18 protein-coding genes are annotated in these 23,937 nt (G+C 38.5%); 12 read left to right on the forward strand and 6 right to left on the reverse strand.

All coding sequences use genetic code 11. The features are described from left to right. Positions 1 to 22 precede the first annotated feature (22 nt). Positions 23 to 1,015 (reverse strand): type IX secretion system protein PorQ, encoded by a 993-nt coding sequence (gene porQ / locus AOB46_RS11115; RefSeq protein WP_062699279.1) that lies wholly within the window; start codon positions 1,013 to 1,015, stop codon positions 23 to 25. Positions 1,016 to 1,180: 165 nt separating this feature from the next. Between porQ and pyrH the strand changes: the two genes are divergently transcribed. Beyond that, complete coding sequence (pyrH, locus tag AOB46_RS11120; RefSeq protein WP_002979821.1) at positions 1,181 to 1,888, forward strand: UMP kinase; 708 nt, start codon at positions 1,181 to 1,183, stop codon at positions 1,886 to 1,888. Positions 1,889 to 1,990: 102 nt separating this feature from the next. Further along, a complete protein-coding gene (gene frr / locus AOB46_RS11125) occupies positions 1,991 to 2,545 on the forward strand; it encodes a ribosome recycling factor (protein ID WP_062699281.1) in 555 nt (184 codons plus the stop codon). Positions 2,546 to 2,599: 54 nt separating this feature from the next. Here frr and AOB46_RS11130 read toward each other — a convergent pair whose 3' ends face one another. From AOB46_RS11130 to AOB46_RS11150, 5 genes are all read right to left on the reverse strand, one after another. After that, positions 2,600 to 3,241, reverse strand: a complete 642-nt coding sequence (locus tag AOB46_RS11130; protein WP_062699283.1) for a hypothetical protein — start codon at positions 3,239 to 3,241, stop codon at positions 2,600 to 2,602. 55 nt (positions 3,242 to 3,296) lie between these two features. After that, positions 3,297 to 4,091 carry a hypothetical protein gene (locus tag AOB46_RS11135; protein ID WP_131724356.1) on the reverse strand — a complete coding sequence of 265 codons (795 nt, stop codon included), beginning with the start codon at positions 4,089 to 4,091 and terminating at the stop codon, positions 3,297 to 3,299. Between the two features lie 371 nt (positions 4,092 to 4,462). Further along, a complete protein-coding gene (locus AOB46_RS11140) occupies positions 4,463 to 5,920 on the reverse strand; it encodes an LptF/LptG family permease (protein ID WP_062699287.1) in 1,458 nt (485 codons plus the stop codon). 119 nt (positions 5,921 to 6,039) lie between these two features. Continuing rightward, positions 6,040 to 6,687: a LolA family protein gene (locus tag AOB46_RS11145; protein WP_062699289.1), complete on the reverse strand. Its 648-nt coding sequence runs from the start codon at positions 6,685 to 6,687 to the stop codon at positions 6,040 to 6,042. Between the two features lie 60 nt (positions 6,688 to 6,747). Next, positions 6,748 to 9,312 carry an FtsK/SpoIIIE family DNA translocase gene (locus tag AOB46_RS11150; protein ID WP_062699290.1) on the reverse strand — a complete coding sequence of 855 codons (2,565 nt, stop codon included), beginning with the start codon at positions 9,310 to 9,312 and terminating at the stop codon, positions 6,748 to 6,750. A gap of 622 nt (positions 9,313 to 9,934) precedes the next feature. Here AOB46_RS11150 and ccsA point away from each other — a divergent pair. From ccsA to AOB46_RS11210, 10 genes are all read left to right on the forward strand, one after another. Beyond that, complete coding sequence (gene ccsA / locus AOB46_RS11160; protein ID WP_062699294.1) at positions 9,935 to 13,186, forward strand: cytochrome c biogenesis protein CcsA; 3,252 nt, start codon at positions 9,935 to 9,937, stop codon at positions 13,184 to 13,186. A gap of 165 nt (positions 13,187 to 13,351) precedes the next feature. Next, a complete protein-coding gene (locus AOB46_RS11165; protein ID WP_062699296.1) occupies positions 13,352 to 14,218 on the forward strand; it encodes an SPFH domain-containing protein in 867 nt (288 codons plus the stop codon). An 82-nt stretch (positions 14,219 to 14,300) separates the two neighbouring features. Next, complete coding sequence (locus AOB46_RS11170; protein WP_062699298.1) at positions 14,301 to 14,492, forward strand: hypothetical protein; 192 nt, start codon at positions 14,301 to 14,303, stop codon at positions 14,490 to 14,492. A gap of 367 nt (positions 14,493 to 14,859) precedes the next feature. Further along, on the forward strand, positions 14,860 to 16,410 hold the full coding sequence (locus AOB46_RS11180; protein ID WP_062699302.1) for an aldehyde dehydrogenase family protein: 1,551 nt from the start codon (positions 14,860 to 14,862) through the stop codon (positions 16,408 to 16,410). A gap of 166 nt (positions 16,411 to 16,576) precedes the next feature. Next, positions 16,577 to 17,902, forward strand: a complete 1,326-nt coding sequence (lat, locus tag AOB46_RS11185) for an L-lysine 6-transaminase (RefSeq protein ID WP_062699304.1) — start codon at positions 16,577 to 16,579, stop codon at positions 17,900 to 17,902. 62 nt (positions 17,903 to 17,964) lie between these two features. After that, positions 17,965 to 18,195 (forward strand): DUF2007 domain-containing protein, encoded by a 231-nt coding sequence (locus tag AOB46_RS11190; RefSeq protein ID WP_062699306.1) that lies wholly within the window; start codon positions 17,965 to 17,967, stop codon positions 18,193 to 18,195. Between the two features lie 313 nt (positions 18,196 to 18,508). After that, positions 18,509 to 19,021 carry a GNAT family N-acetyltransferase gene (locus AOB46_RS11195; protein WP_062699308.1) on the forward strand — a complete coding sequence of 171 codons (513 nt, stop codon included), beginning with the start codon at positions 18,509 to 18,511 and terminating at the stop codon, positions 19,019 to 19,021. A 116-nt stretch (positions 19,022 to 19,137) separates the two neighbouring features. Further along, positions 19,138 to 19,593: a transcriptional regulator gene (locus tag AOB46_RS11200; protein ID WP_062699310.1), complete on the forward strand. Its 456-nt coding sequence runs from the start codon at positions 19,138 to 19,140 to the stop codon at positions 19,591 to 19,593. A gap of 1 nt (position 19,594) precedes the next feature. Next, a complete protein-coding gene (locus AOB46_RS11205) occupies positions 19,595 to 20,779 on the forward strand; it encodes an efflux RND transporter periplasmic adaptor subunit (protein WP_062699312.1) in 1,185 nt (394 codons plus the stop codon). Beyond that, positions 20,779 to 23,925: an efflux RND transporter permease subunit gene (locus AOB46_RS11210; RefSeq protein ID WP_062699314.1), complete on the forward strand. Its 3,147-nt coding sequence runs from the start codon at positions 20,779 to 20,781 to the stop codon at positions 23,923 to 23,925. The genes AOB46_RS11205 and AOB46_RS11210 overlap by 1 nt, the downstream gene beginning before the upstream one ends. Positions 23,926 to 23,937 lie beyond the last annotated feature (12 nt).

The following is a 23,937-nucleotide window of genomic DNA, read 5'->3' on the forward strand; positions in this document are numbered from 1 at the left end:
AATGTAGATTTATAGTGTAGAATTATTCTCCTGCATGGCTGCTAAGGTCTATGGAAACACCAATTTGGTTTACATTGGAAGAGTTATGATAACGGATGTGAGCATAATCGATGCGGAATTTTCTTAGCTTAATTCCGAAGCCTCCGGAAAGTCCCGAAAAGTTTCTCTGATCTGCCACGGCAAGTTCATTACCTCTTTTTACATTATATCCCAGCCTTATATTAAACCCTTTTTCCGGGAAAAGCTCAGCTCCCACAGAAAAGTGGTCTGCAAGCTTTCTTCCGAAGCCTACTTCCTGCCCGTTTACATTATACTGATCTGAAATATCAAACTGCTGAAGATCGTGTGCAGTAATGGTAATGGCAAGCGGAATCATTTTCAGAATCCTGGTATAGCCCAGATCCACTCTGAACGGAAGGTTTTCTCTTGTTCCGTTGAATGATTTCAGCTGAAATCCGAAGTTTCTTAGTACTAAGGAAAGGGTTTCTTTGTTTTTCTTATTATAGTAAGTAACTCCTGCTGTTCCTGAGATGGCAGAAGACGTATAGTTGTCAATTTTTGAAGTGATGAAATTAATCCCTCCGCCAATGGTCCAGTCTTCTTCAAACTGGTAGGCATATCCTGCACCAATGGCTACATCTGAAGCTTTGAAATCTCCGTTTTGATAACCGCTTTCATCAGTTCTCGGAATACTTCCGTAGCTCATATACCTTGCATTAATGGTGGCCATATGTCCGTTATCGAAATCTCTGGCATAGGCAACGGTTCCGTATTTGGAGTCGGCAAGATAGGCTGCAGCGTTTACAGAGAGCTGTTTATCTGAATCTTTATTAAGAAGGGACGGGTTTGCAATAGCAAAGGAAACATCATGATCTCTTATGGAAATTGCATCACCGCCTAAGGCAGCCTGTCTGGCAGATACAGGGATGTTTAAGAAAGGGTAAACATTTGTTCCTGTTTGCGCATAAGAAACAATTCCTGATAGAAATAATGAAAAAATGATAATTTTCTTCAATTCAATTTATAATTAATGCAAAAATAATCCTTTTTCGTACTTATCAAAATATTTCTAACATTATTTGTGTGTAAATATTTTTCTTTTACCAATATTTTTAATGATTATATTTGCAAAATCAAATTTCGGGGAAATCACCTCCAATAAAATTTATTAAAATTAAAGATGAAATATAAAAGAATCCTTCTAAAACTGAGTGGCGAGGCCTTAATGGGGAACAGACAATACGGTATTGATAATGAAAGACTGCAGGAATATGCGGCAGAGATCAAAAAAGTAGTAGATAAAGGATGTGAAGTGGCGATTGTTATTGGAGGAGGAAACATTTTCCGTGGAGTAGCAGGAGCTGCGAAAGGAATGGACAGAGTGCAGGGAGATTATATGGGGATGCTGGCAACGGTCATCAACGGAATGGCTCTTCAGGGAGCATTGGAAGATGCCGGAATCAAAACAAGGCTTCAGTCTGCCATTGAAATGGATAAAGTGGCAGAACCTTTTATCAAAAGAAGAGCAGTAAGGCACCTTGAAAAAGGAAGAGTAGTGATCTTCGGAGCAGGAACAGGAAACCCTTATTTTACTACGGATACGGCTGCCACATTAAGAGCTATTGAAATTGGGGCAGATGTGATCTTAAAAGGGACCAGAGTAGACGGAATTTACGACAGTGACCCTGAGAAAAATGCTGATGCCGTAAAATATAATTCATTATCTTTCGATGAAGTATTTGAAAAAAACCTTAAGGTAATGGATATGACTGCCTTCACTTTAAGCCATGAAAACAAACTTCCGATCATTGTATTCGATATGAATAAAGACGGTAACCTGGAAAAAATCGTGGACGGAGAAAATGTGGGGACTCTGGTTGATTTGTAGACGGTATTAAGCGAAGTAAAGGCTTTTAATAGTATTCGTTGCTGATTACTTATCTCTTATCATTCATAAATAATGTGTAATTTATCAAACTATAATATAATAATGGAAGAATTAGATCTTATATTAGACTCTGTAAAGCAGGACATGGATGCAGCTGTAAAGCACCTGGATCACGCATTTCAAAGAATTAGGGCAGGACGTGCTTCTACGGCAATGGTTCAGGATGTGATGGTGGAATATTACGGAGCAATGACTCCTATCAATCAGGTTGCCAACGTGTCTGTTCCGGATGCAATGACAATTTCTATTCAACCTTGGGACAGAACGGCTATCAATGCCATTGAGAAAGCGATCATCAATTCCAACTTAGGCTTTGCTCCTTCTAATAACGGAGAAAACATTATCCTTAACGTTCCGCCTTTAACTGAAGAAAGAAGAAAGGAACTGGCAAAACAGGCCAAAGCAGAAGCAGAGCAGACTAAAGTAACGGTAAGAAATGCAAGACAGGATGGTTTGAAAGAACTTAAAAAACTGGAAGGGGTTTCTGAAGATGTAGTAAAAGGAGTGGAAGAAGAAATTCAGGCTTACACCGATAAATACGTAAAGCTTTGCGATGAGCATCTTAAAACAAAAGAAGCTGAAATTATGAAAGTATAATTTTCAGTTTTTGATAATACAAAAGAGGTTTCCACGGAAGCCTCTTTTTGTTTTTTAAAGACATTGCTTTTTTTCTTTCTGATCTTTGTTTTTTATGAGCAGTTCATAGGTTTTCATAAGGCCTTCAATTGTACACGGAATTTCTTTTCCGGGGATTTTAGCAGGATCCGGTTTTTCCGAACCATCTGATCGTATGCTGTATGTCTTTTCAAGGCACCTGATAGGTTTTCCGTTTTGGATATAAATTCTGGTTTCTGTAATGTCATCTTTAGTAATAGGCTTTTCCGAAGTTCCGCCATCGAAACTCCATACGGCTTCTTCTCTGAATATAAAGAATGGCTTTCCGTTTTTAATAAAATACTGTTCAACAGCTGAAAAATGGCTGTGTTCAGCATAAGAATGCCGGATTACCTTAATTTCGCCCTTATCCGAATAGAAAGTTACCTCTCCCGAAGGCTCCTCATTGCAGTTGTAAGTGAAGCCTTTGGTAGTGAGTTTTTTAGCTTCCAGAAGAGCATGAAGCCTGTTATACTCTTTTCTGATGCTGTCAGCCGGATCAGATGAATCTGCTGGTGCAGAAACAGTTTGGGCAGCAGAGCGATCTGGATTGGCAGATGGCTGAAAGATTTCCTTACTGTTCTCTTTTCTGCATGAAACAAGGAGTGTCAGGAATGCTGTAATAAATATTGTTTTCATATTTTGTAAGAGGGTATTAAAAACGGAGGCCTCCTTGGGAAATCTCCGTATCTGTTTATTTACAGTTTTCGTTATAATCTGTTATAACTTCTTCCACAATCTGCGGAATGTTTGACATAACGTCATCAATCTGGCTTTTGATCAGTTTTCCAAGTCCGGATCTTTTCTTTTCATCATTTTTAAGAGAAGTATAAGAGCCGGCGGTTAATTTTCCTTTGGCATAGCTGCAGTCTGTAATAATTGTTTTGGCTTTGGCAAAAGTAAGCTCTTCCGGTTTGCTCCCTTTTTTGGTATAAATATAAGAAGGGAAATTTCTCATTCTTTCATTTTCCTTGTCGGCAGCAGCGATTTGTCCGCCGGCGGAGAATGTGGTAGGGTAGCCGTAAAGTTTATATACTTTGATTTTTCCGTCTGTTACCACTTCTGCAAACTGTGTATTTTTGGTAAGGTTATTAAAGGCTTTAAGATTACCGCTAAGTCCACCGGTTGCTGTATTAAAGCCTTCTTTTGTATTGGTGTACTTTATGGTTTCAAAATGTCTTTCATTGTTGTTTTCATCAATAGCGGTGTATCCTTTGATGTCATCTGCATCAAAACCTTTGAACTTCTGTTTCTTTTTAGATTTGTCAATATCAGCAGCTGCAATGAATTTCACTTTTTTCTGATTATCCCAAGGATTTCTTTCATCTCCGTTCAGCCGTACGATTCCTTCAATTTTTTTGCCGTTCTTATCAATGATATACCCTAATTTTTCATCATTTTTCAGATCATAATCATTAGAGGTGTCTTCCTGCGCATACCCATGTATTGACGTCATTGCGAATAAGCTCAACAGTAGTAATTTTTTCATGTAGTTATTATTTATTTTTAACAATTTTTGTAAATATACTCTTTTATGCTAAAGCTGTTCAAACTTTTTTATAAAACCACAAAGTTTCAAAAGATTGAAATACTTTATTTAAAAACTGATGATTACTCTGAAAAAGAGGTGACATAAGCCTTTAAAATCCTAAATTTTTTATTCTTTTGAAAGCTTTTATCGCGTAGGGTTTGGTTAAGTATAAAATGAGTTTAAACAGACTGATTTTATGCTTTTACTATCCTGCAAAAAAGTGCAAATAAGTTTACCTTATGACAAAGCAGGAAAAATATCAGACCGCCAGGGATAAAAAAGACCCGGATCTTTCCGGGTCTGTATTGATCATTATATTTTTATTGTCATTACTGATATCTCGTATGCTCTTTTGTTTTCACAAATAACTTTGTAACAGGCTTAAAGAACGCTTTATATTTCTCTGCATCAAACAACTGTGAATCGGTAAGAGCTTTATACGTCATCCAGACACCGAAAGGAAGAAGAATCAGATTAGGAAGCCATGCGGCCAGATAAGGGCTCATTTTTCCGCCCCAGGCTACGTTTTCAATTCCAAGATTCATCACATAAAAGATGATGAAAATAATGATGGCTATGATCACCGGAAGTCCCATTCCTCCCTTTCTGATAATGGATCCTAAACTGGCTCCGATCAGGAAGAAGATGATACAGGTTACCGAATAGGAAATAATTCTTTGCTGATAGATGACAACCTTACTGAAGTATTTGATATTGGAACTGAATTCATTCTTTTTATCTGCTGCCGTTGTTTTCAGGCTCTCCAGATTATTATAGGAATTATAAAGAAGTTCCATTTTTTTATCTCCTTTTATTGTGTCTAATTTAATCTGTGATTTCGGAGCGGCTTTTGATTTTACATTTTTATCCATGTAGCTGATGACCGAATTGGTACGGCTCAGGACATCAGTTCCGATGTTGGTGAAAAAATCAGCGTTGTCTTTTTTGTTTTTAGCCACCGTGGCGTTAAGCTGGCCGTAAGTCTGGAAACGGTAATCGTCTGTGATCTGTTCTTTTTCAATAGCTTTGTTAACGATTTCGCTGACATCGAAGTGAGAAACCAGCGTATCAAATTTAATAGCCTGATCCGGCTGCTTTTTTCTTACATTTTCTCCCTTTCCTGCAAAATTGTCTTCTAATATATAGCCATTATACAGTTCCAGCTTCAGAAAGTTTTTATTGGCTATGGGTACAAATCTTCCTTTTTCAGCTACAATAGACCTCTGATTTTCATAGGTGCTGGCTTTTTTGTGAACAAAGACCCCTTCAATATGTTCACCGTTATCCCCATAAATCTTATCAAATTTCACCATATATCCGGGAAGCTGATCAATAAACTGTCCCGGTGTGAAATTTAGGGCCGGCTTAGTCTGGGCAATGTTGAAAAGCATATTCTTAGCCTTTTTCTGGAAGTCCGGAATAATATTATTGGAGAAGAAAAAAAGCATGACCGCCAATACAGTTGCCACTCCCAACAGCGGGGCCATTACTCTTGTTAGGGAAATTCCCGCAGCTTTCATGGCGGCAAGCTCATAGCGCTCTCCGAATTCTCCAAAGGACATAATACTTGCCAGAAGAATGGTAAGCGGAAGTACCATACTGATAACGCTTACCCCAAGATAAAAAAGAAGTTTAAGGATTTGCCAGTAGCTTAATCCTTTACCCATAAACTGCCCTAACTGAACCCAGATAATGTTTACAATAAAAATGAAAAACAATACGCTGAATATAAAGAAAAACGGTCCAAAGAAGGTTTTTATGATATATCGGTCTAGTATTTTTAACATGCGCCAAAATTAATCAAAAAGCCACAAATTTTACTTGTGGCTCTTATAATTTTTATATTTTTCTTTAAAAACTAAAAAACAAAGACGAATTTGTAGATTCGTAATTTACCTTTTCCATTTTAAAGTTCTGTGATCACGTAGTTTTTGAACTTATTCTTATCAAAAACGAACATATTAGGATCCAGTTCCTGGTTTTCCTTATATTCTTTAATGGCAATTACAGCTACGTCTTTATTATTTCCGTGCTGTTCAAGTTTTACCATCTGCTTCTTGGCAGAATCTACAAAAAGGTAAACATATTTTATTCCGTTGGATTTTACCGGAGTCAGCTTGATAAAATCTGTGTTTACTCCGTTTACTGTTTTTTTTCCGTTATAGGTTACATTATAATCATTTCTGTAAGTGGAAAGATAGTTGATAGGGGAGAACATGGTGCTGCTTCCGTTAGGTTTGGCAATCGTTACTTCCATATCATCAGCATTGATGTTGTAAATCTTGTTTCCGTCATAGATTTGTTCCGTATCCATGATTTTCAGCTTATATTTATCACCGGCAGAATAGTAGATTCCCGGTTCCGTCTTGGTTACCTGACCGCTTACACCGCTTCCAAATGAAAATTTGAAGTAAGAATTCTTTTTAGAATTATAGTTGGCCGTAATATCATCCAATATCTTTTTCGCTTTTGCATCAATTTTCTGTGCCTGCGCTAATCCAACTGCACCTACAACAAAACTTCCCAATATAACTTTTGAAATACTATTTTTCATTTTCTTTATTTAATAATCTTTAGACTTTTAATTTTAAGGATAAAGCCATCTGTTTTTTCCTTAACTACGCAGATCTTCCAAAAACTGTTCCAAAGAGTGGAGATCACTGATCAGTACCTCTCTTGCTTTGGCTCCGTTAAATCCACCTACAATGCCGCTTGCTTCCAGCTGGTCCATAATTCTTCCCGCTCTGTTGTAGCCCAGTTTAAGCTGTCTCTGAAGCATAGAAGTAGATCCTTGCTGTGTAGAAACAATAATTCTTGCCGCTTCTTCAAACAGGGCATCCTTTTCATTCGGGTCAAAAGCACCAACAGAACCGGATGAATCTTCAGAAACATATTCAGGAAGAAGGAAGGCAGAAGCATATCCTTTCTGTTCACCAATATATTCTGCGATTCTTTCCACTTCAGGAGTATCAACGAAGGCGCACTGGAGTCTTAAAATTTCATTTCCGTTAAAATAAAGCATATCTCCTTTACCAATCAGCTGATCAGCGCCCGGAGAATCCAGGATTGTTCTTGAATCTACACTTGATATTACCCTGAAGGCCGCTCTTGCAGGGAAATTGGCTTTAATCATACCTGTAATTACGTTTACGGAAGGTCTCTGTGTAGCAACAATCAGGTGAATTCCTACGGCTCTTGCAAGCTGTGCCAATCTGGCAATGGGTAATTCCACTTCTTTCCCTGCAGTCATGATTAAATCTGCAAATTCGTCCACTACCAATACAATATAAGGAAGAAAGCGGTGCCCGTTTTCAGGATTCAGTTTTCTTTCCGAAAACTTTTTATTGTATTCCTTCAGGTTTTTACAGAAAGCATTTTTAAGAAGATCATATCTTGTGTCCATCTCAATACAGAGAGAGTTCAGGGTATTGATTACTTTATTGGTGTCTGTAATGATGGCTTCCTCGGCATCCGGAAGTTTAGCCAGATAATGTCTTTCAATTTTTGAATATAAAGAAAGTTCTACCTTTTTAGGATCTACCATTACAAATTTCAGCTCACTTGGATGCTTTTTGTAAAGAAGAGAAGTAAGGATGGCATTAATACCTACCGATTTACCCTGTCCTGTAGCTCCGGCCATCAGTAAGTGAGGCATTTTTGCCAGATCGGCCATAAAAACTTCGTTCGAAATGGTTTTCCCGAACACAACAGGAAGATCCATATCTGTATTCTGGAATTTATGAGAGGCAATTACAGACCTCATGGATACCATGGTAGGATTCTTTCTCGGTACCTCAATTCCAATGGTTCCTTTCCCCGGCATTGGGGCAATAATTCTGATTCCGAGAGCAGAAAGGTTCAGCGCAATATCATCCTGCAGTTTTTTGATGGCTGCAACACGGATTCCCGCTTCCGGAACAATTTCATACAGAGTAACAGTTGGCCCGATGGTAGCCTTAATTTCAGCAATACCTACATTGAAATTCTTTAAAAGACCAACAATTTTATTTTTATTTTCTTCCAGTTCTTCTTTATTGATCGAGATTTCTTCATTTCCGTAATCTTTCAGAAGATCTACTGTCGGCATCTGGAATCCGGCAAGATCAAGCTTATGATCATACAATCCATGTTTTTCAACCAATTCCTGGGATTTCCTGTCTGAATCATCAAGGGTATCTATTACCGGGGCTATTTCCACATTGAATTTGATGTTTTCCTGTGCCGGGGTTGAAACAGGTGCTGTTGCCTGAACAGGAGGCACAGGGCTCATATCAAAGGCCTGCTCGGGAGTGGAAGTGGGAACAGATGGTTTTGTATTAAAATTAAGACTTACCGGTTGAGAGAAATCTTTTTTATCGTCTTCAAAAGAAGTATGGTTGGGGGTGACAATCGTTTCAACTTCTGCTATTGGCATAACTTCGGGAAAACCTTTCGGAACCTGTACAGGCTGCGGTTCCTTTGTTTTTGACCTGTCAGGTTGTTCAGAAACATCAGTTACCGTAACATTGGACGCTGTATTTTCAGCTTCTTCTTCAAGTTCATCATCAGCCTCAAAATTTTCATCAGAGCTTGGCATCATTGATTTTACTCTTCCAATGGTGTTTTCATTAATGCTGTCCAGCTTAGCCTTGATTGAGCTTGGACGAAGGTTAAATTCTAAAATAAAATATAAAAGAATGCTTGCTGCCAAAACAACCCATAAACCTACCGTTCCGATGATGGCATTAAGGTAATCCATGATCTGATAGCCGTAAACACCTCCCATTACTCCTTGTCCTTTGGTGATGGCTCCCATAAAAATAGGAAGCCAGCATATGAAAAAGAGAGAGTGGCCAATGGTTTTCCATGGCTTGAATATTTTTTTCTTAAGGATCAGAGTTCCTACCGCCATAAATAAAAAAGCGATAATAAATGAAGCGATCCCTATACTTTCAAAGATGAAGATATTTCCCAGCCAGTCACCGGCCTTCCCGAAAATATTGGAGGATTTTATGCTTTTGTCAAGCATGGTTCCGGCCTGGCTCTGATCTGCTTTCCAGTTCATTAAATAAGAGATGAACGAGAGTGTCAGAACTACAGAGAAAAGGATGAAAGTAAGCCCGAAAAATATGCGGGGCTTTGATAAGATTTTGCCTGTGTCAGGCGTTTCTGTTGGTTTTGTCTGTGTCTTTTTATCCATAATATCAATGTGGGCAAATTTAATGTTTTTTCAACATTAAAAGAATCTTTTTTACTCAAAAAGAAAGCGTAATTTATGGTTATTTTTTTGAATTTACGGTGCCTTACAATGATAATTTTAAGCTAAAATTTTTTAAATCTTTTTCTTTGATGCTGAAATGAAGTTCCGTTTTTGAAATCACTTCAAATGTTCTGGATTCTGCTGCTATATTTTGTACAGGTACGTTTAAAAAAGTAATACCATGAACATTGTATTGAACAGAATTATGGCACCGGGCCTGATTTTAATTTCATTAGTAACTGCTAACGCACAAAAAAACATGGAAATTACAGCATCATTAATTATTGATGACAGAGTGGTTGTTTCCCGGAGAGAAAATGTTCGTTATATAATGTTAATCATAAAGATGATGTGGTCTTTCAATAGAAGATTTCAATAGTCTGGATAGGTATTATAAATCCTGGTTATTGTAATATTTGAAATTGAATTTTCTTCAATGTTTTTCATGTTATTAAGAATGATTAAAAATAAGTGAAAAGGGCTTTAAAGTGACAAAAAACAGCTTTTTTTAAGCTCTTTGTGGTTTTTCATCCTTATTTTTGCATGTCAAGTACAATAAATCATGAAGAAGCTCCAAGATATTCTTATCTCAACCAGAACAATGGCTGTGTTGTTACTGGTGTACGCAGGCTCAATGGCATATGCGACATTCCTTGAAAACGACTATGGAACGCCAGCAGCAAAAGCATTAATTTATGAAGCAAAATGGTTCGAACTGATTATGCTTCTGCTCATTCTCAATTTCATAGGAAATATCGGAAGATACAGACTGTGGAAAAGAGAAAAATGGCCGGTTCTGCTGTTTCACCTTGCTTTTGTATTCATTTTTATCGGAGGTGCCATCACAAGGTATATCAGTTTTGAAGGAACCATGCACATCCGGGAAGGAGAAACTTCCAATGAGATCATTACAGATAAAAATTTCTTGAAAATTCAGATTGAAGAAAAAGGAGATGTTCTTAATTATCAGGATATTCCTTATCTGATGTCTCCTTTGCATAAAGATCTTAAGGCTACTTATGACTTCCGCGGAAAAGAAGTAAAGGTTATCGCTAAAGAATATGTACAAAGAAAAAAAGACAGCTTAGTTGCTGAACCTAACGGAGCAGAATACCTGCACCTGGTTTCTACAGGAAACACCGGAAGACAGAATATCTATATCAAACCGGGAGAAACAAAATCCATCAACGGAACACTTGTAACGTTTAACAGGGCTATTGATGGTGCCGTAGAATTTAAAAATGAAGGAGGAAAACTGTTTATTAAAACACCGGTTGACGCTACTTTTATGACCATGGCAACACAGGCAACCGGAAATACCAAAAAAGATGAATTCCAGCCTTTGGCGCTGAGAAGTCTTTACAGCATCAACGAACTGAAGCTGGTAGTTCCCGAAGGTCTTAAAAAAGGAAAGCTGATTGCTTTTGAAGGAGATAAAAAGAAAGACCTGAATGTTCCTGATATGCTTAAAGTTGAATTGCAGGGGCCAAAAACAAAGCAGATGGTTGAACTTTCAGTTGAAAAAGGAAATCCGAATGCCTACAAGCAGATTACGATGGACGGACTGAATATTATGCTGGGTTTCGGGCCTAAAGTATACAACACACCATTTGCCTTAAAGCTGGATGACTTCGTAATGGAAACTTATCCGGGAAGTTCATCTCCGAGTGCTTATGAAAGCCATGTTAAAATCATTGATGAAGGAAAAGAAACGCCTTATAAAATCTATATGAACCACGTTCTTAACCATGGCGGATATCGTTTCTTCCAGGCAAGTTTTGACCCGGACAGAATGGGTACCGTGCTTTCTGTAAACCACGATTACTGGGGAACTTTGATCTCTTACATCGGATACGGACTTTTATTTTTAGGAATGTTCATTATCTTCTTCTGGAAAGGAACGCACTTCTGGAAACTGAATAAAATGCTGTCTGATGTTAATAAAAAGAAAGCAGCAGCCGTACTTCTGATCTTCTTAAGCTTAGGACTGAATGCTCAGAAAATTGAAACCCACGGGACCACTGACGGAAGCAGAGAACATGTTCATACAGAAGGAGACGGACATAACCACGCGCCGGCTCCGGAAGCAAATGTTTCTACACAGAATTCTGCTGCATCACCTATCAATAAAATGAGAATGATTTCTGCAGATGAGATTATTGCAAGAAATAAGATCAGTAAAGAACATGCGGATAAATTCGGGTATCTTCTGGTTCAGAATATTGAAGGAAGGATTGTTCCAATGAATACTCAGGCACTGGAAGTTCTGAGAAAACTATACAAGCACGACCGTTTTAAAGGAACCGACGGAAAATCTCTAGATGCCAACCAATGGTTCTTATCCATCAATACCGATACGGAAAGCTGGACAGCTGTCCCTTTGATTAGTGTTGGAGAAGTAAAAGCACTTCAGAGAAAAGCCAAAGCCAATGAAGAAGGATATACATCTCTGCTTAATCTTTTCCCGATTGATAAAAGAACCGGTATGATGACCTATGTTCTGGAAAGAGACTACAATATTGCATTTGCCAAAAAACCGGCAGAACAATCAGAATATGACAAACAGATCATTAAACTTAACGAAAGAGTTCAGATCTTCAATGAGTTTTTCAGTGGTCAGTTCATGAGAATTGTTCCTGTAAAAAATGATGCCAACCATACATGGCATTCATGGCTTGATCAGAAACTGGAACCGGATATGGAGTCTCAACAGGTAATGGGGCCTTATTTTGCCGAAATCCTGCAGGCACAGAAATCAGGAGACTGGAGCAAAGCTGATGCTGAATTGGCGAAACTTTCAGATTATCAGCAGAAATGGGGCAAAGCCGTTGTTCCTTCAAAATCTAAAGTAGATCTTGAAGTGTTCATGAATCAGGTAAATATCAACTTTAAGCTATTGATTTTCTATACCATTATTGGAGGATTATTGATGATTTTAGGATTTGTTGAACTGTTTAAACCCAACAAGACCCTCAACAAAATAATTAAAGCGATTATTGTATTAGGTGCAGTAGGATATGTATGCCATTTCCTTGGACTTATCGCACGATGGTATATTTCGGGACACGCACCCTGGAGTAACGGATATGAGGCGATTATCTTCATTTCATGGGTAGGTATCACGGCAGGATTTTTTCTGTACAGAAATGCCAATGCTCTGATTCCGGCAGCCGGGTTTATGGTAGCGGTTATTATGATGGGGTTTGCTCATGGCGGATCAGCGCTTGATCCACAGATTACTCCGCTGGTTCCGGTATTGAAATCGTACTGGCTGATCGTTCACGTAGCCATTATCGTATCCAGTTACGGATTCTTTGCACTGTCTATGATTATTGCGGTAATCAGTCTGGTGTTCTATATTATTTCCAATAAACCTACCTATAAAATACACCATGATACTACACTGAAAGAATTGGTTATTGTATCTGAAATGTCTCTTACCATTGGTCTTTTTGCCTTAACGGTAGGAAACTTCCTTGGAGGGATCTGGGCCAACGAATCATGGGGAAGATACTGGAGCTGGGACCCGAAAGAAACATGGGCTTTCATCTCTATTATGGTGTATGCATTTGTACTCCACATGAGATTGGTTCCCGGATTGAGAAGCAGATGGGCATTCCATGTAGCCACAATGTTTGCATTCTGCTCAATGGTAATGACCTATTTTGGAGTAAATTACTACTTAAGCGGGCTTCATTCTTACGCAGCTGGAGATCCGGTTCCGGTTCCGGCCTGGGTATACATCGGTTTAACAACGATGGCTTTACTGGCCATAGTGTCTTATTTCAAGTTCAAAGCACTGACTAAAAAATAAAACGATAAAGTTATAATCAAAATCCCGGAACATACATTCCGGGATTTTTTGTGCGTTGAAGTGGAGGTGCTCTATGTGAACCGATCAAAAAAATATATTTTGTAATGGATTATATAGAATTAATTTATATCTTTATGATATCAAAATAATATCAAATTTACTATTATGGAAAAAGTTTTAAAACCGATGTCAGGGTATCTTACCTTAGTGATCTGCCTGGTACTGTTTGTAGCATCGATCTACCTTTTTATTTCCGGGGTTGATCAGAGTATTACGCTTGTAGCCATTGCTATGCTATGTTTTCTGCTGTCCTGTTTTTTCCTGAAAGGCCTGATGATTATTCAGCCGAACCATTCAAGAGTACTAAACTTTTTTGGCCGCTATGTTGGAACCGTGAAGGATAACGGGTTGTTTTTTATCAATCCATTGTATTCGTCCCAGAAGATTTCCCTGCGTTCAGAAAACCTGCAGGGCCAGACTTTAAAGGTAAATGACAAAATGGGAAATCCTATTGAAATTGCCGTTGTCATTGTATGGAAAGTGGGAGATACCTATAAAGCGGCATTTGATGTGGAGCGTTATTCAGACTTTGTGAAAATGCAGAGTGAAGCAGCAGTACGTCATCTCGCGATGAGTTTCCCTTATGATAACCTGGAAGATGATCATGCACCAATTACTTTGAGAGAAGGGGGAGACAAGATCAATTCCATTTTAGAGCAGGAACTTACAGACCGTCTTTCAAAAGCAGGGATTGTTATTCAGGAAGCGAGAATTTCCCATCTGGCCTATGCTTCAGAAATTGCAGGAGCGATGCTTCAGAGACAGCAGGCAACAGCCATCGTAGCGGCAAGAACCAAGATTGTAGAAGGTGCTGTAGGAATGGTGGATCTGGCACTGAAAAAGCTTTCTGAAGAGAATATTGTAGAGCTTGATGATGAAAGAAAAGCAGCAATGGTAAGCAACTTAATGGTGGTTTTATGTGGTGAAAAAGCAGCAACTCCCATATTGAATGCAGGTACGCTTTATAACTAAGTGTAAAAAATTAATCGGTATATTTTACTGTAGACTCCTACCTTAAAATAATTCAGCTAATCATGTCAGAGAAATTTAGAAAATGAAATCAGAGAAAACTCAGAATTCTTCGGAAAGTAAAAGTAAAAAATCCTTTGTTATAAGGATTGATGATTCTACGTATAAACTTCTGGAGAAATGGGCCAATGATGAATTCAGGAGCGTAAACGGACAGATTGAATATCTGCTGCATCAGAGTCTGGTGAATTCGGGAAGAAAAAAGAAGGAAGAATAAAGGTAAATTCCTTTGTGCTTCCGGAAATATATCAATTCAGTTAACCTTACAGCAAAAAGAAAAGCAGAGATTTTTTCTCTGCTTTCTTATTTTATACAACTTTGAAGCGTATCTGCTCCAAAATAGAAGATCACAAGCCACATCAATCCTTTAATGGTAAAAAAGGCAAATCCTGCCCATCCTACACGTTTGAACCACTTCATGAATTTCGAGTTATTATTATTCTCAGAATTTTCCATTTCTGTTAAAAATTACCTTACAAAGATAAGCATGTTTGTAATTAGTCCAAATAAAAAGCCAGTTAAAAATTAAAATTTTGAGGTTCGCATAATATTTTTATCTTTAGAGGAACGAAAAGTAACATTTTATGTCTAAAAAAGTAAAGGATTTCGGAATCGAAAAAACACTCAAAAATCTTGGGATCAAAGAAGAGAATAAAGGAACCTCAACAGGAGGGAAATATTTTGCTTCTGGAAAAACAATAGAGAGCTTTTCCCCCGTAGATGGCAAGCTGATTGCCAAAGTAAAGACTTCCGGACAAAGTGATTATGACAAAGTAATTGAGACCGCTCAGAAAGCGTTTCAGGAATTCAGAATGATCCCTGCTCCTAAGAGAGGGGAAATTGTAAGGCAGTTAGGCCAGAAATTAAGAGAATATAAAGATGATCTTGGGAAACTTGTTTCGTATGAAATGGGTAAATCCCTGCAGGAAGGTCTTGGTGAAGTTCAGGAAATGATTGATATCTGCGATTTTGCAGTAGGAGTTTCCAGACAGCTTCACGGATATACGATGCATTCAGAAAGACCGGGCCACAGAATGTATGAACAATATCATCCGCTGGGTGTAGTGGGAATTATTACCGCTTTCAACTTCCCGGTAGCCGTATGGTCATGGAATACCGCTTTAGCATGGATCTGTGGAAATGTTACCATCTGGAAACCATCAGAGAAAACACCAATGTGTGCTATTGCATGCCAGAACATTATGGCTGAAGTATTGAAGGAGAACAACCTTCCGGAAGGAATTTCAAGCGTATTGGTGGCAGATCACGAAATAGGGCAGAGATTGGTGGATGATAAGAGAGTTTCACTGGTATCTTTCACCGGTTCTACAAGAGTAGGAAGAATGGTTTCTTCTAAAGTAGCAGAAAGATTCGGAAAATCAATCCTTGAGTTGGGAGGAAATAATGCAATTATCATTTCTAAAGACGCGGATATCGATATGTCTATTATCGGGGCTGTTTTCGGAGCGGTAGGAACTGCCGGACAGAGATGTACCACAACCAGAAGACTGATCATCCATGAAAGCGTATACGATGAAGTAAAGAACAGACTGGTAAAAGCATACGGACAGTTAAAGATCGGAAATCCTCTGGACGAAAAGAACCACGTAGGACCGCTTATTGACGTAGATGCTGTAAACCAGTACGAGGAAGCAATCAAAAAATGTAAAAAAGAAGGCGGGAAATTCATCGTTGAAGGCGGCGTACTGAGCGGAAAAGAATACGAATCAGGATGCTACGTTAAACCATGTATTGCAGAAGTGAAAAACTCTTATGAAATCGTTCAGCACGAAACATTTGCACCGATTTTATATTTAATCAAATACAAAACATTAGAAGAAGCTATTGCTATTCAGAATGATGTTCCGCAAGGATTATCTTCGGCTATCATGACCCAGAATTTAAGAGAAGCAGAATTATTCCTTTCCCATGCCGGTTCAGACTGTGGTATTGCCAATGTAAATATCGGAACATCCGGTGCTGAGATTGGTGGTGCTTTCGGGGGTGAAAAAGAAACAGGAGGCGGAAGAGAATCCGGTTCTGATGTTTGGAAATACTACATGAGAAGACAAACTAATACTATAAATTATACAGCTCAACTTCCTTTAGCACAAGGAATTAAATTTGATTTGTAAAAGTTTTAATTTAACTATGAAAATTTAAAATTGAGAGATTTGAAAAATCATTCGGTCTCTCAATTCTTTAATCCAATCCACATTCAAAAATTAATAACCGGGATAATTCTAGGCTTTATTTTTAATCTTTAATTACCCCACTTATTAAATCACACATCAATTTATTATGGAACAAACATTAGATATAAAAGCAAATAAAGTAAAAGAAACAGTAGGAAAACACGTTTTGGCTGATGGCTTTGATTTCGTGATGGACATCGAAAGATCTCACGGCTCATGGTTATATGACAAATTAACAGACAGGGAATATCTGGATATGTTCTCTATGTTTGCATCCGCTTCCATTGGTTATAACCACCCGTATCTTGTTGAAAGATCAGAATGGTTAGGCAGAATGGCGGTAAACAAACCAACCCTTGCAGACGTTTACTCCGAAGAATATGCTCAATTCCTGGAAGTTTTCGAAAGAGTAGTAATTCCTGAAGAACTTCAGTATGCATTCTTTATCGAGGGCGGAACGTTAGGTGTTGAAAATGCGATGAAAGCATGCTTTGACTGGAAGACCCGTAAAAATTTCGAAAAAGGTCTTCAGACAGAAGCCGGAATCTGCATCCACTTCAGACAGGCCTTCCATGGAAGAAGCGGATATACTTTAAGCTTAACCAATACTTCAGATCCAAGAAAATACCAATATTTCCCAATGTTTGAGTGGCCAAGGATCCTAAACCCGAAATTGACTTTCCCAATCACAGAAGAAAACCTGGAAGAAACCATTAAAAATGAAAAACTGGCTCTTCTTCAGATTGAAGAAGCAATCCTGATGCACCCTGATAAAGTAGCCTGCATCATTATTGAGCCCATCCAGGCAGAAGGAGGAGACAATCATTTCAGAGATGAATTCCTGATGGGATTAAGAAACCTGTGTGACCAGAACGAGATCCTTCTGATCTTTGATGAAGTACAGACCGGAATCGGAATTACAGGGAAAATGTGGGCTTTCCAACATTTCACCGCTAAGCCGGATATTATTTCTTTCGGTAAAAAAGCACAGGTATGCGGAGTGTTGGCCAATAAAGAAAAATTTGATGAAGTACCAAACAATGTTTTCAGAGAAAGCTCAAGAATTAACTCCACTTTTGGAGGAAACTTTATCGATATGCTTCGTTTCCAGTTAGTGATGGAAGTGATAGAAAAAGAAAACCTGGTTGAAAATGCAAGAATAGTAGGTGATTATCTGTTGGAAAGATTAAAAGAATTAGCTCAGAAATATCCTGAAAAAATTTCAAATGCAAGAGGAAGAGGGTTAATGTGTGCTATTGATCTGCCTTCAGGAGAACAAAGAAACCATATGATGAATGAATTGTTCAGGGATGGGTTAATTATTCTGCCGTGCGGTGATCAGTCGCTTCGTTTCAGACCTCATCTGAATGTTACCAGAGAAGAAATTCAGCTGGCCTTAGATAAAATTGAAAACAATATTAATAAAATTTAAAACCAAAGATTTGTAATTGTAAAAAAAACATTGTACATTTAGATACTCAAACGATATAGAATATGGAAAGAAGTACGAGAGTATCGGTTTTTGAAAGTGATAAACCTTCAGAAATCCAGTTAATTAAGTCTAAATTGGATGATGCACAAATTACAAATACCGTCGAAAATAATTACCTGACCTTTACGACAACGCCCACTGCAACGTCGCTGAAAATTATGGTAGATTTAGAAGACGAGAAGAAAGCATTCGATATTATTGATGCCTATCTTCAACAAGTTGAAAACCAATAAAAACAATTTCATAATTTTAAATTTTACTACTTCGAACCGAAAATTAATTTTTAATTAGTTTTCGGTTTTTTAATTCAAATGAAAGAAGGTATCTGAAATTGTAGAAATAAGATCCTGATTCACCGGAATTAAGAAGATCATACCCATTATAATAATTAGAAAATCAAGAGGGAAAGGTTATTAAGGTTTTCAATAATGCATCTTTATTCAACAGAGGCGGGCTTTAGCCCATCACAACAAAAATCATTCAGCCGGCTTCAGCCAAACCCTAAATTACACCATCCATCTCTTCATTTTAAAATAACCAGCAACAATGAATTCAGAGACAAAATTAAGAAAAGCAGAAATTGAAGACAGAGACATCATTTGGGAAATCATTCAGCAGTCTATCGAAAGAAGAAAACAGGATGGAAGCACACAATGGCAGAATGGTTATCCTAATCTTGGAACAGTGGAAAGTGATATTGCAAAAGGATTCGGATATGTGATGACAGTGGATGGCCATATTGCAGTATATGCAGCCTTAATCTTAAATGACGAACCTGCTTACAGTAAGATTGAAGGAGAATGGCTGAGCAACGGAGAATTCGTGGTTGTACACAGAGTGGCTGTAGACAGAAAATTTGCGGGCCAGGGTATGGTAAAAAAACTGTTTGATCATATTGAAGATTTTACCCGATCTCATGGAATTCAAAGTGTAAAAGTAGATACCAACTACGATAATATAGCTATGCTGAAGATCCTTGAAAGCAAAGGGTATTCCTACTGTGGAGAAGTTCTTTTAGCAGATGGAATGAGGAAAGCTTATGAGAAGATTATAATTTAACCCAAAAGTTAAATCCATCTTCATTGAATTTTTAAAAGAAGCCCTATTTATAAACTCTATCATCTTTGTTCGTTTAGTTCTGAACTAATTTATACTTTTGTTCAAATTTTTATATTATGCATAAAAGTATAGAAATTGATGAAAAAATTTTTCAGGATGCCGTAAAATTTTATGGCACCATCTTCAATTTACCCCCTTTAGCTTCAAAAATTTATTCCTACCTTCTTTTCGATTATGAGAAAGTAGGAATTACTTTTGACGAGTTTGTTGAAGTGCTCTCCGCGAGCAAAAGCTCTGTTTCCACCAGTATTTCATTATTATTGAATGCACAGTTGATTGTAGATCACAATAAAATGGATGAAAGGAAACGGTATTTTTTCATCAATGATGATTATAAGAGAATACGGTTTGAAAAAATAGTTCAGAAAATGAAAGACGAATTAAAACTACTAGATGACTTAAACAATTTTAAACAAAATCAGGACGATGGATACAATGAAAGAATAGAAGTTTACAAAGCACTTTTAAATAAAAACATAGAAAATATACAGGAATCTCTTAATAAACTATAAAATGAATAATAAGCTAGTTATACTTTCTATTGCAGCGCTCTCACTGACAGCCTGCAAAAAAGAAGCTCCGAAACAGGGCGGCGCTAAGCCTTATCCTGTGATTTCCGTGGAGACAAAAAATATAGTGGGTTATCAGACATTCCCGGCAACCGTTCAGGGAAGGGTAAACAATGATGTCCGTGCAAAAATACAGGGATATATTACTCAGGTATTGGTAGATGAAGGGCAGTATGTTACGAAGGGACAGCCCTTATTTCGTCTGGAAACCAATATTCTGAATGAAAATGCAGCTGCTTCCAAAGCAGGAATAGGTGCCGCAGAATCTAATATTGCTGCTGCCCAGGCTTCAGTGAATGCTGCACAGGTAGAAGTGAACAAACTTAAACCGCTGGTTCAGAAAAACATCATCAGTAATGTACAGTTACAGACGGCACAGGCCAATCTGGCACAGGCACAGGCACAGCTTCAGCAGGCAAATGCCGCAAAAAGACAGGCTGTTGCCAACTATAAAGGAGTAGAAGCCAATATTGAATATTCTATCATCCGTGCTCCTATTTCAGGAGTGATCGGAAAGCTTCCTTTAAAAGTCGGAAGCTTGGTAGGACCTACTGATCAGACCCCTTTAACAACAATTTCCGATACCTCTCAGGTCTTTGCTTACTTTTCCATGAACGAAAAAGAATACTTTGACTTCCTGGAAAAAGCACCTGGCGCCTCTATGCCTGAAAAGATTAAAAATCTTCCCATGGTAGAACTACAGCTGGCCAACGGAAGCCTTTATCCTGAAAAAGGGAGAATTGAAGCCATTACAGGTCAGATTGATCCGGGTACAGGGACTATTCAGTTCAGAGTAGCTTTCACCAATGCCCAGAAACTTCTGAGCAACGGAAACAGCGGAACCATCAGATTCCCTCAGCACTATGACAATGTTCTGGTTGTGCCGGAAAGTGCAACTTATGAGCAGCAGGGTATTGTTTACGTATATAAGGTAGAAAAAGATACCGCTAAAAATGTTGTAGTGAACGTTATTGACAGAATCGACAATATGGCTCTTATTAAATCAGGAGTTAATAAAGGAGAAACGGTAATTGCTGCGGGTATAGGAGGCTTAAAGCCGGGTACACCTGTGATTCGTAAACCTGTAAAAATGGATAGCCTTGTTCAATCAATAAAACCGAAATTCTAATGATAAAAAACTTTATTAACAGACCGGTTTTATCTACCGTAATCTCAATTCTGATTGTGATTCTCGGTATTTTAGGACTTGTCTCGTTACCGGTTACACAGTATCCGGATATTGCACCGCCTACAGTAAGTGTTACCGCCAATTATACAGGTGCCAACGCAGAAACTGTAATGAAAAGTGTGGTTGTTCCTCTGGAGGAGCAGATCAACGGGGTAGAAGGAATGGATTATATTACTTCTTCTGCAGGAAATGACGGTTCAGCCAATATTCAGGTCTTCTTTAAACAGGGAGTTGATCCGGATATAGCGGCGGTAAACGTACAGAACCGTGTAGCCAGAGCAACACCTTTGCTGCCTTCTGAAGTAACCCGTTCAGGGGTCGTAACCCAGAAACAGCAGACCAGTGCCCTGATGTATATGTCTTTCTACTCTGAAAATAAGGATCTGGATGATGTTTATCTTCAAAACTTTCTGAATATCAATGTTATCCCAAATCTGAAGAGGGTCAATGGTGTAGGGGATGCCAATGTTTTCGGGGGTAAAAACTACTCGATGAGAATCTGGCTGGATCCAGCAAAGATGGCGGCTTATAATGTGACACCTACAGATGTTACCAATGCAATTAATGAGCAGAGTAGAGAAGCAGCAGCAGGTTCTATTGGTCAAAACAGTGGTAGTTCATTTGAATATATCATCAAGTACGTCGGAAAGTTCAATGATAAAGAACAGTATGATAATATCATTATTAAAGCATTGAATGACGGCCAGAACTTAATGCTGAAAGATGTTGCCAAAGTAGAGCTTGCCGGTCAGTCTTACAGCGGAATTGGTGAAAACGGGAACAATCCTTCCATCAGTATGGGGATCTTCCAGACTCCGGGATCCAACGCCCAGGAGATCATCAAGAATATCAAAGCTTATCTGAAATCTGCGGAAAGTACTTTTCCAGAGGGGATTAAATATACCTTTAACTTTGATACCAATGAATTCCTTGAAGCTTCTATTGAAAAAGTAGTGCACACCCTTATTGAAGCCTTTATTCTGGTATTTATTGTAGTATATATCTTCCTTCAGGACTTCAGATCAACCCTGATCCCAGCTATTGCAGTTCCGGTATCTATTGTGGGGGCATTCTTCTTCCTGAATTTATTCGGATACTCATTAAACCTTTTAACCTTATTCGCGTTAGTACTGGCGATTGGTATTGTGGTGGATGATGCTATTGTAGTCGTTGAGGCCGTCCACGCAAAGATGGAACACGGTATTTCCGATGCTAAAAAAGCAACTGTAGAAGCTATGGATGAAATTACAGGAGCAATCATTTCGATTACCCTTGTAATGGCAGCTGTATTTATTCCGGTAACCTTTATCACCGGACCTACTGGAGTATTCTATCAGCAGTTTGGGGTTACGCTTATTGTAGCGATCATTATTTCTGCGGTAAATGCATTGACGTTAAGCCCGGTTTTATGTTCATTATTCCTGAAGCCTCACGCAGAGCATCATGAGAAATATCAAAGCATGAATTTTATGCAGAAGTTTTTCTATAAATTCAATATTGCTTTCAAAACAGCTACAGAACGTTATGGAAGAGGATTTGTATTCCTGTTGAGGCATAAATGGGTAACCCTGGTTATTTTTGCTGTTACAGGAGGTATTTTATTCTGGGCGAGCAGCAGCATGAAGAAAGGATTTGTACCTACTGAAGACAGAGGAATTATCTTTACCGATGTACAGCTTCCTCCGGGAGCTTCCATGGAAAGAACCTACAATGCTCTGAAAACGCTTCAGGCTAACGCTATGAAAGTGCCGGGAGTTCAGAATGTAACGATTTCCACCGGTAGAGGATTCTTATCCGGAAACGGTAGCAACAATGGTCTTGCTTTCGTTAAACTGAAACCATTTGAAGAGCGTAAAAAAGACGGCCAGACCTCTGAAGATATTACCAAAAAACTATTTGGAATTGCAGGATCGGTACCGGATGCCAAAGTTGTATTCTTCCAGCCGCCGAGTGTTCCTGGATTCGGGAGTAGTGCCGGATTTGAGATGGTACTGCTGGATAAATCCGGTGGTGAATATGCCGATCTGGATAATAAAACCAATGAATTCATCGGTAAGCTGATGGAGAGACCGGAAATTGAATTTGCCCAGACTTCATTCAATACAAAATATCCGCAGTATCAGATGGAGATTAATGTTCCTCTGACCAAGCAGCTTGGAGTTTCCGTAAGTGATATCCTGGCAACGATGCAGGGATATATCGGAGGGGTCTATACAGCTGATTTCACGAAATACGGGAAACAGTTCAGGGTAATGGTTCAGGCCCTTCCTGAAAACAGAAAGAACATTGAAAACCTGAATGAATTATATGTAAGAACCGGTTCCGGTGTAATGTCCCCGATTTCTCAGTTCGTAACGCTTAAAAAAGCATACGGGCCGCAATCGGTAAGCCGTTATAACCTGTTTACATCAGTGAAGATTACAGGAGCGAACTCTGCAGGATACAGCTCCGGGGATGCCATTGCTGCCGTACAGCAGGTTGCCGGAGAAACATTGAATCAGAATTATGGAGTAGAATTTACCGGATTATCCAGAGAGGAATTGGCTTCCGGTTCTCAGACGCTTCTGATCTTTGCGTTAAGTCTGATCTTCGTTTACTTTATCCTTTCTGCTCAGTATGAAAGTTATATCCTTCCATTGATCGTTGTGATTTCCCTTCCTTTAGGAGTAATGGGAGCTTACTTCGGCCAGAAAATCATGGGCTTGGAAAATAATATCTACTTCCAGATTGCCCTGATCATGCTCGTCGGATTATTGGCGAAAAATGCAATTCTTATTGTAGAATTTGCCGTTCAGAGAAGACATCATGGAGAGACCATTGTTATGTCTGCCATTAATGCGGCAAAAGCCAGATTAAGACCAATCCTGATGACATCATTTGCCTTTATCTTCGGATTATTGCCATTGGTGCTTGCAAGCGGAATTGGTGCAGTGGGGAACAGATCCATTGCAACGGGTGCAGCGATCGGGCTTTTAATAGGTACTATCTTAGGATTATTTGTAATTCCGGTACTGTATGTGATCTTTGAGACACTTCAGGAAAAAATCAAACCAATCAAGAGAGAAGACATTAACTTAGCAGAATAAAAATTAAAAATT

The organism is Chryseobacterium indologenes, from assembly GCF_001295265.1.
Taxonomy (GTDB): domain Bacteria; phylum Bacteroidota; class Bacteroidia; order Flavobacteriales; family Weeksellaceae; genus Chryseobacterium; species Chryseobacterium indologenes_A.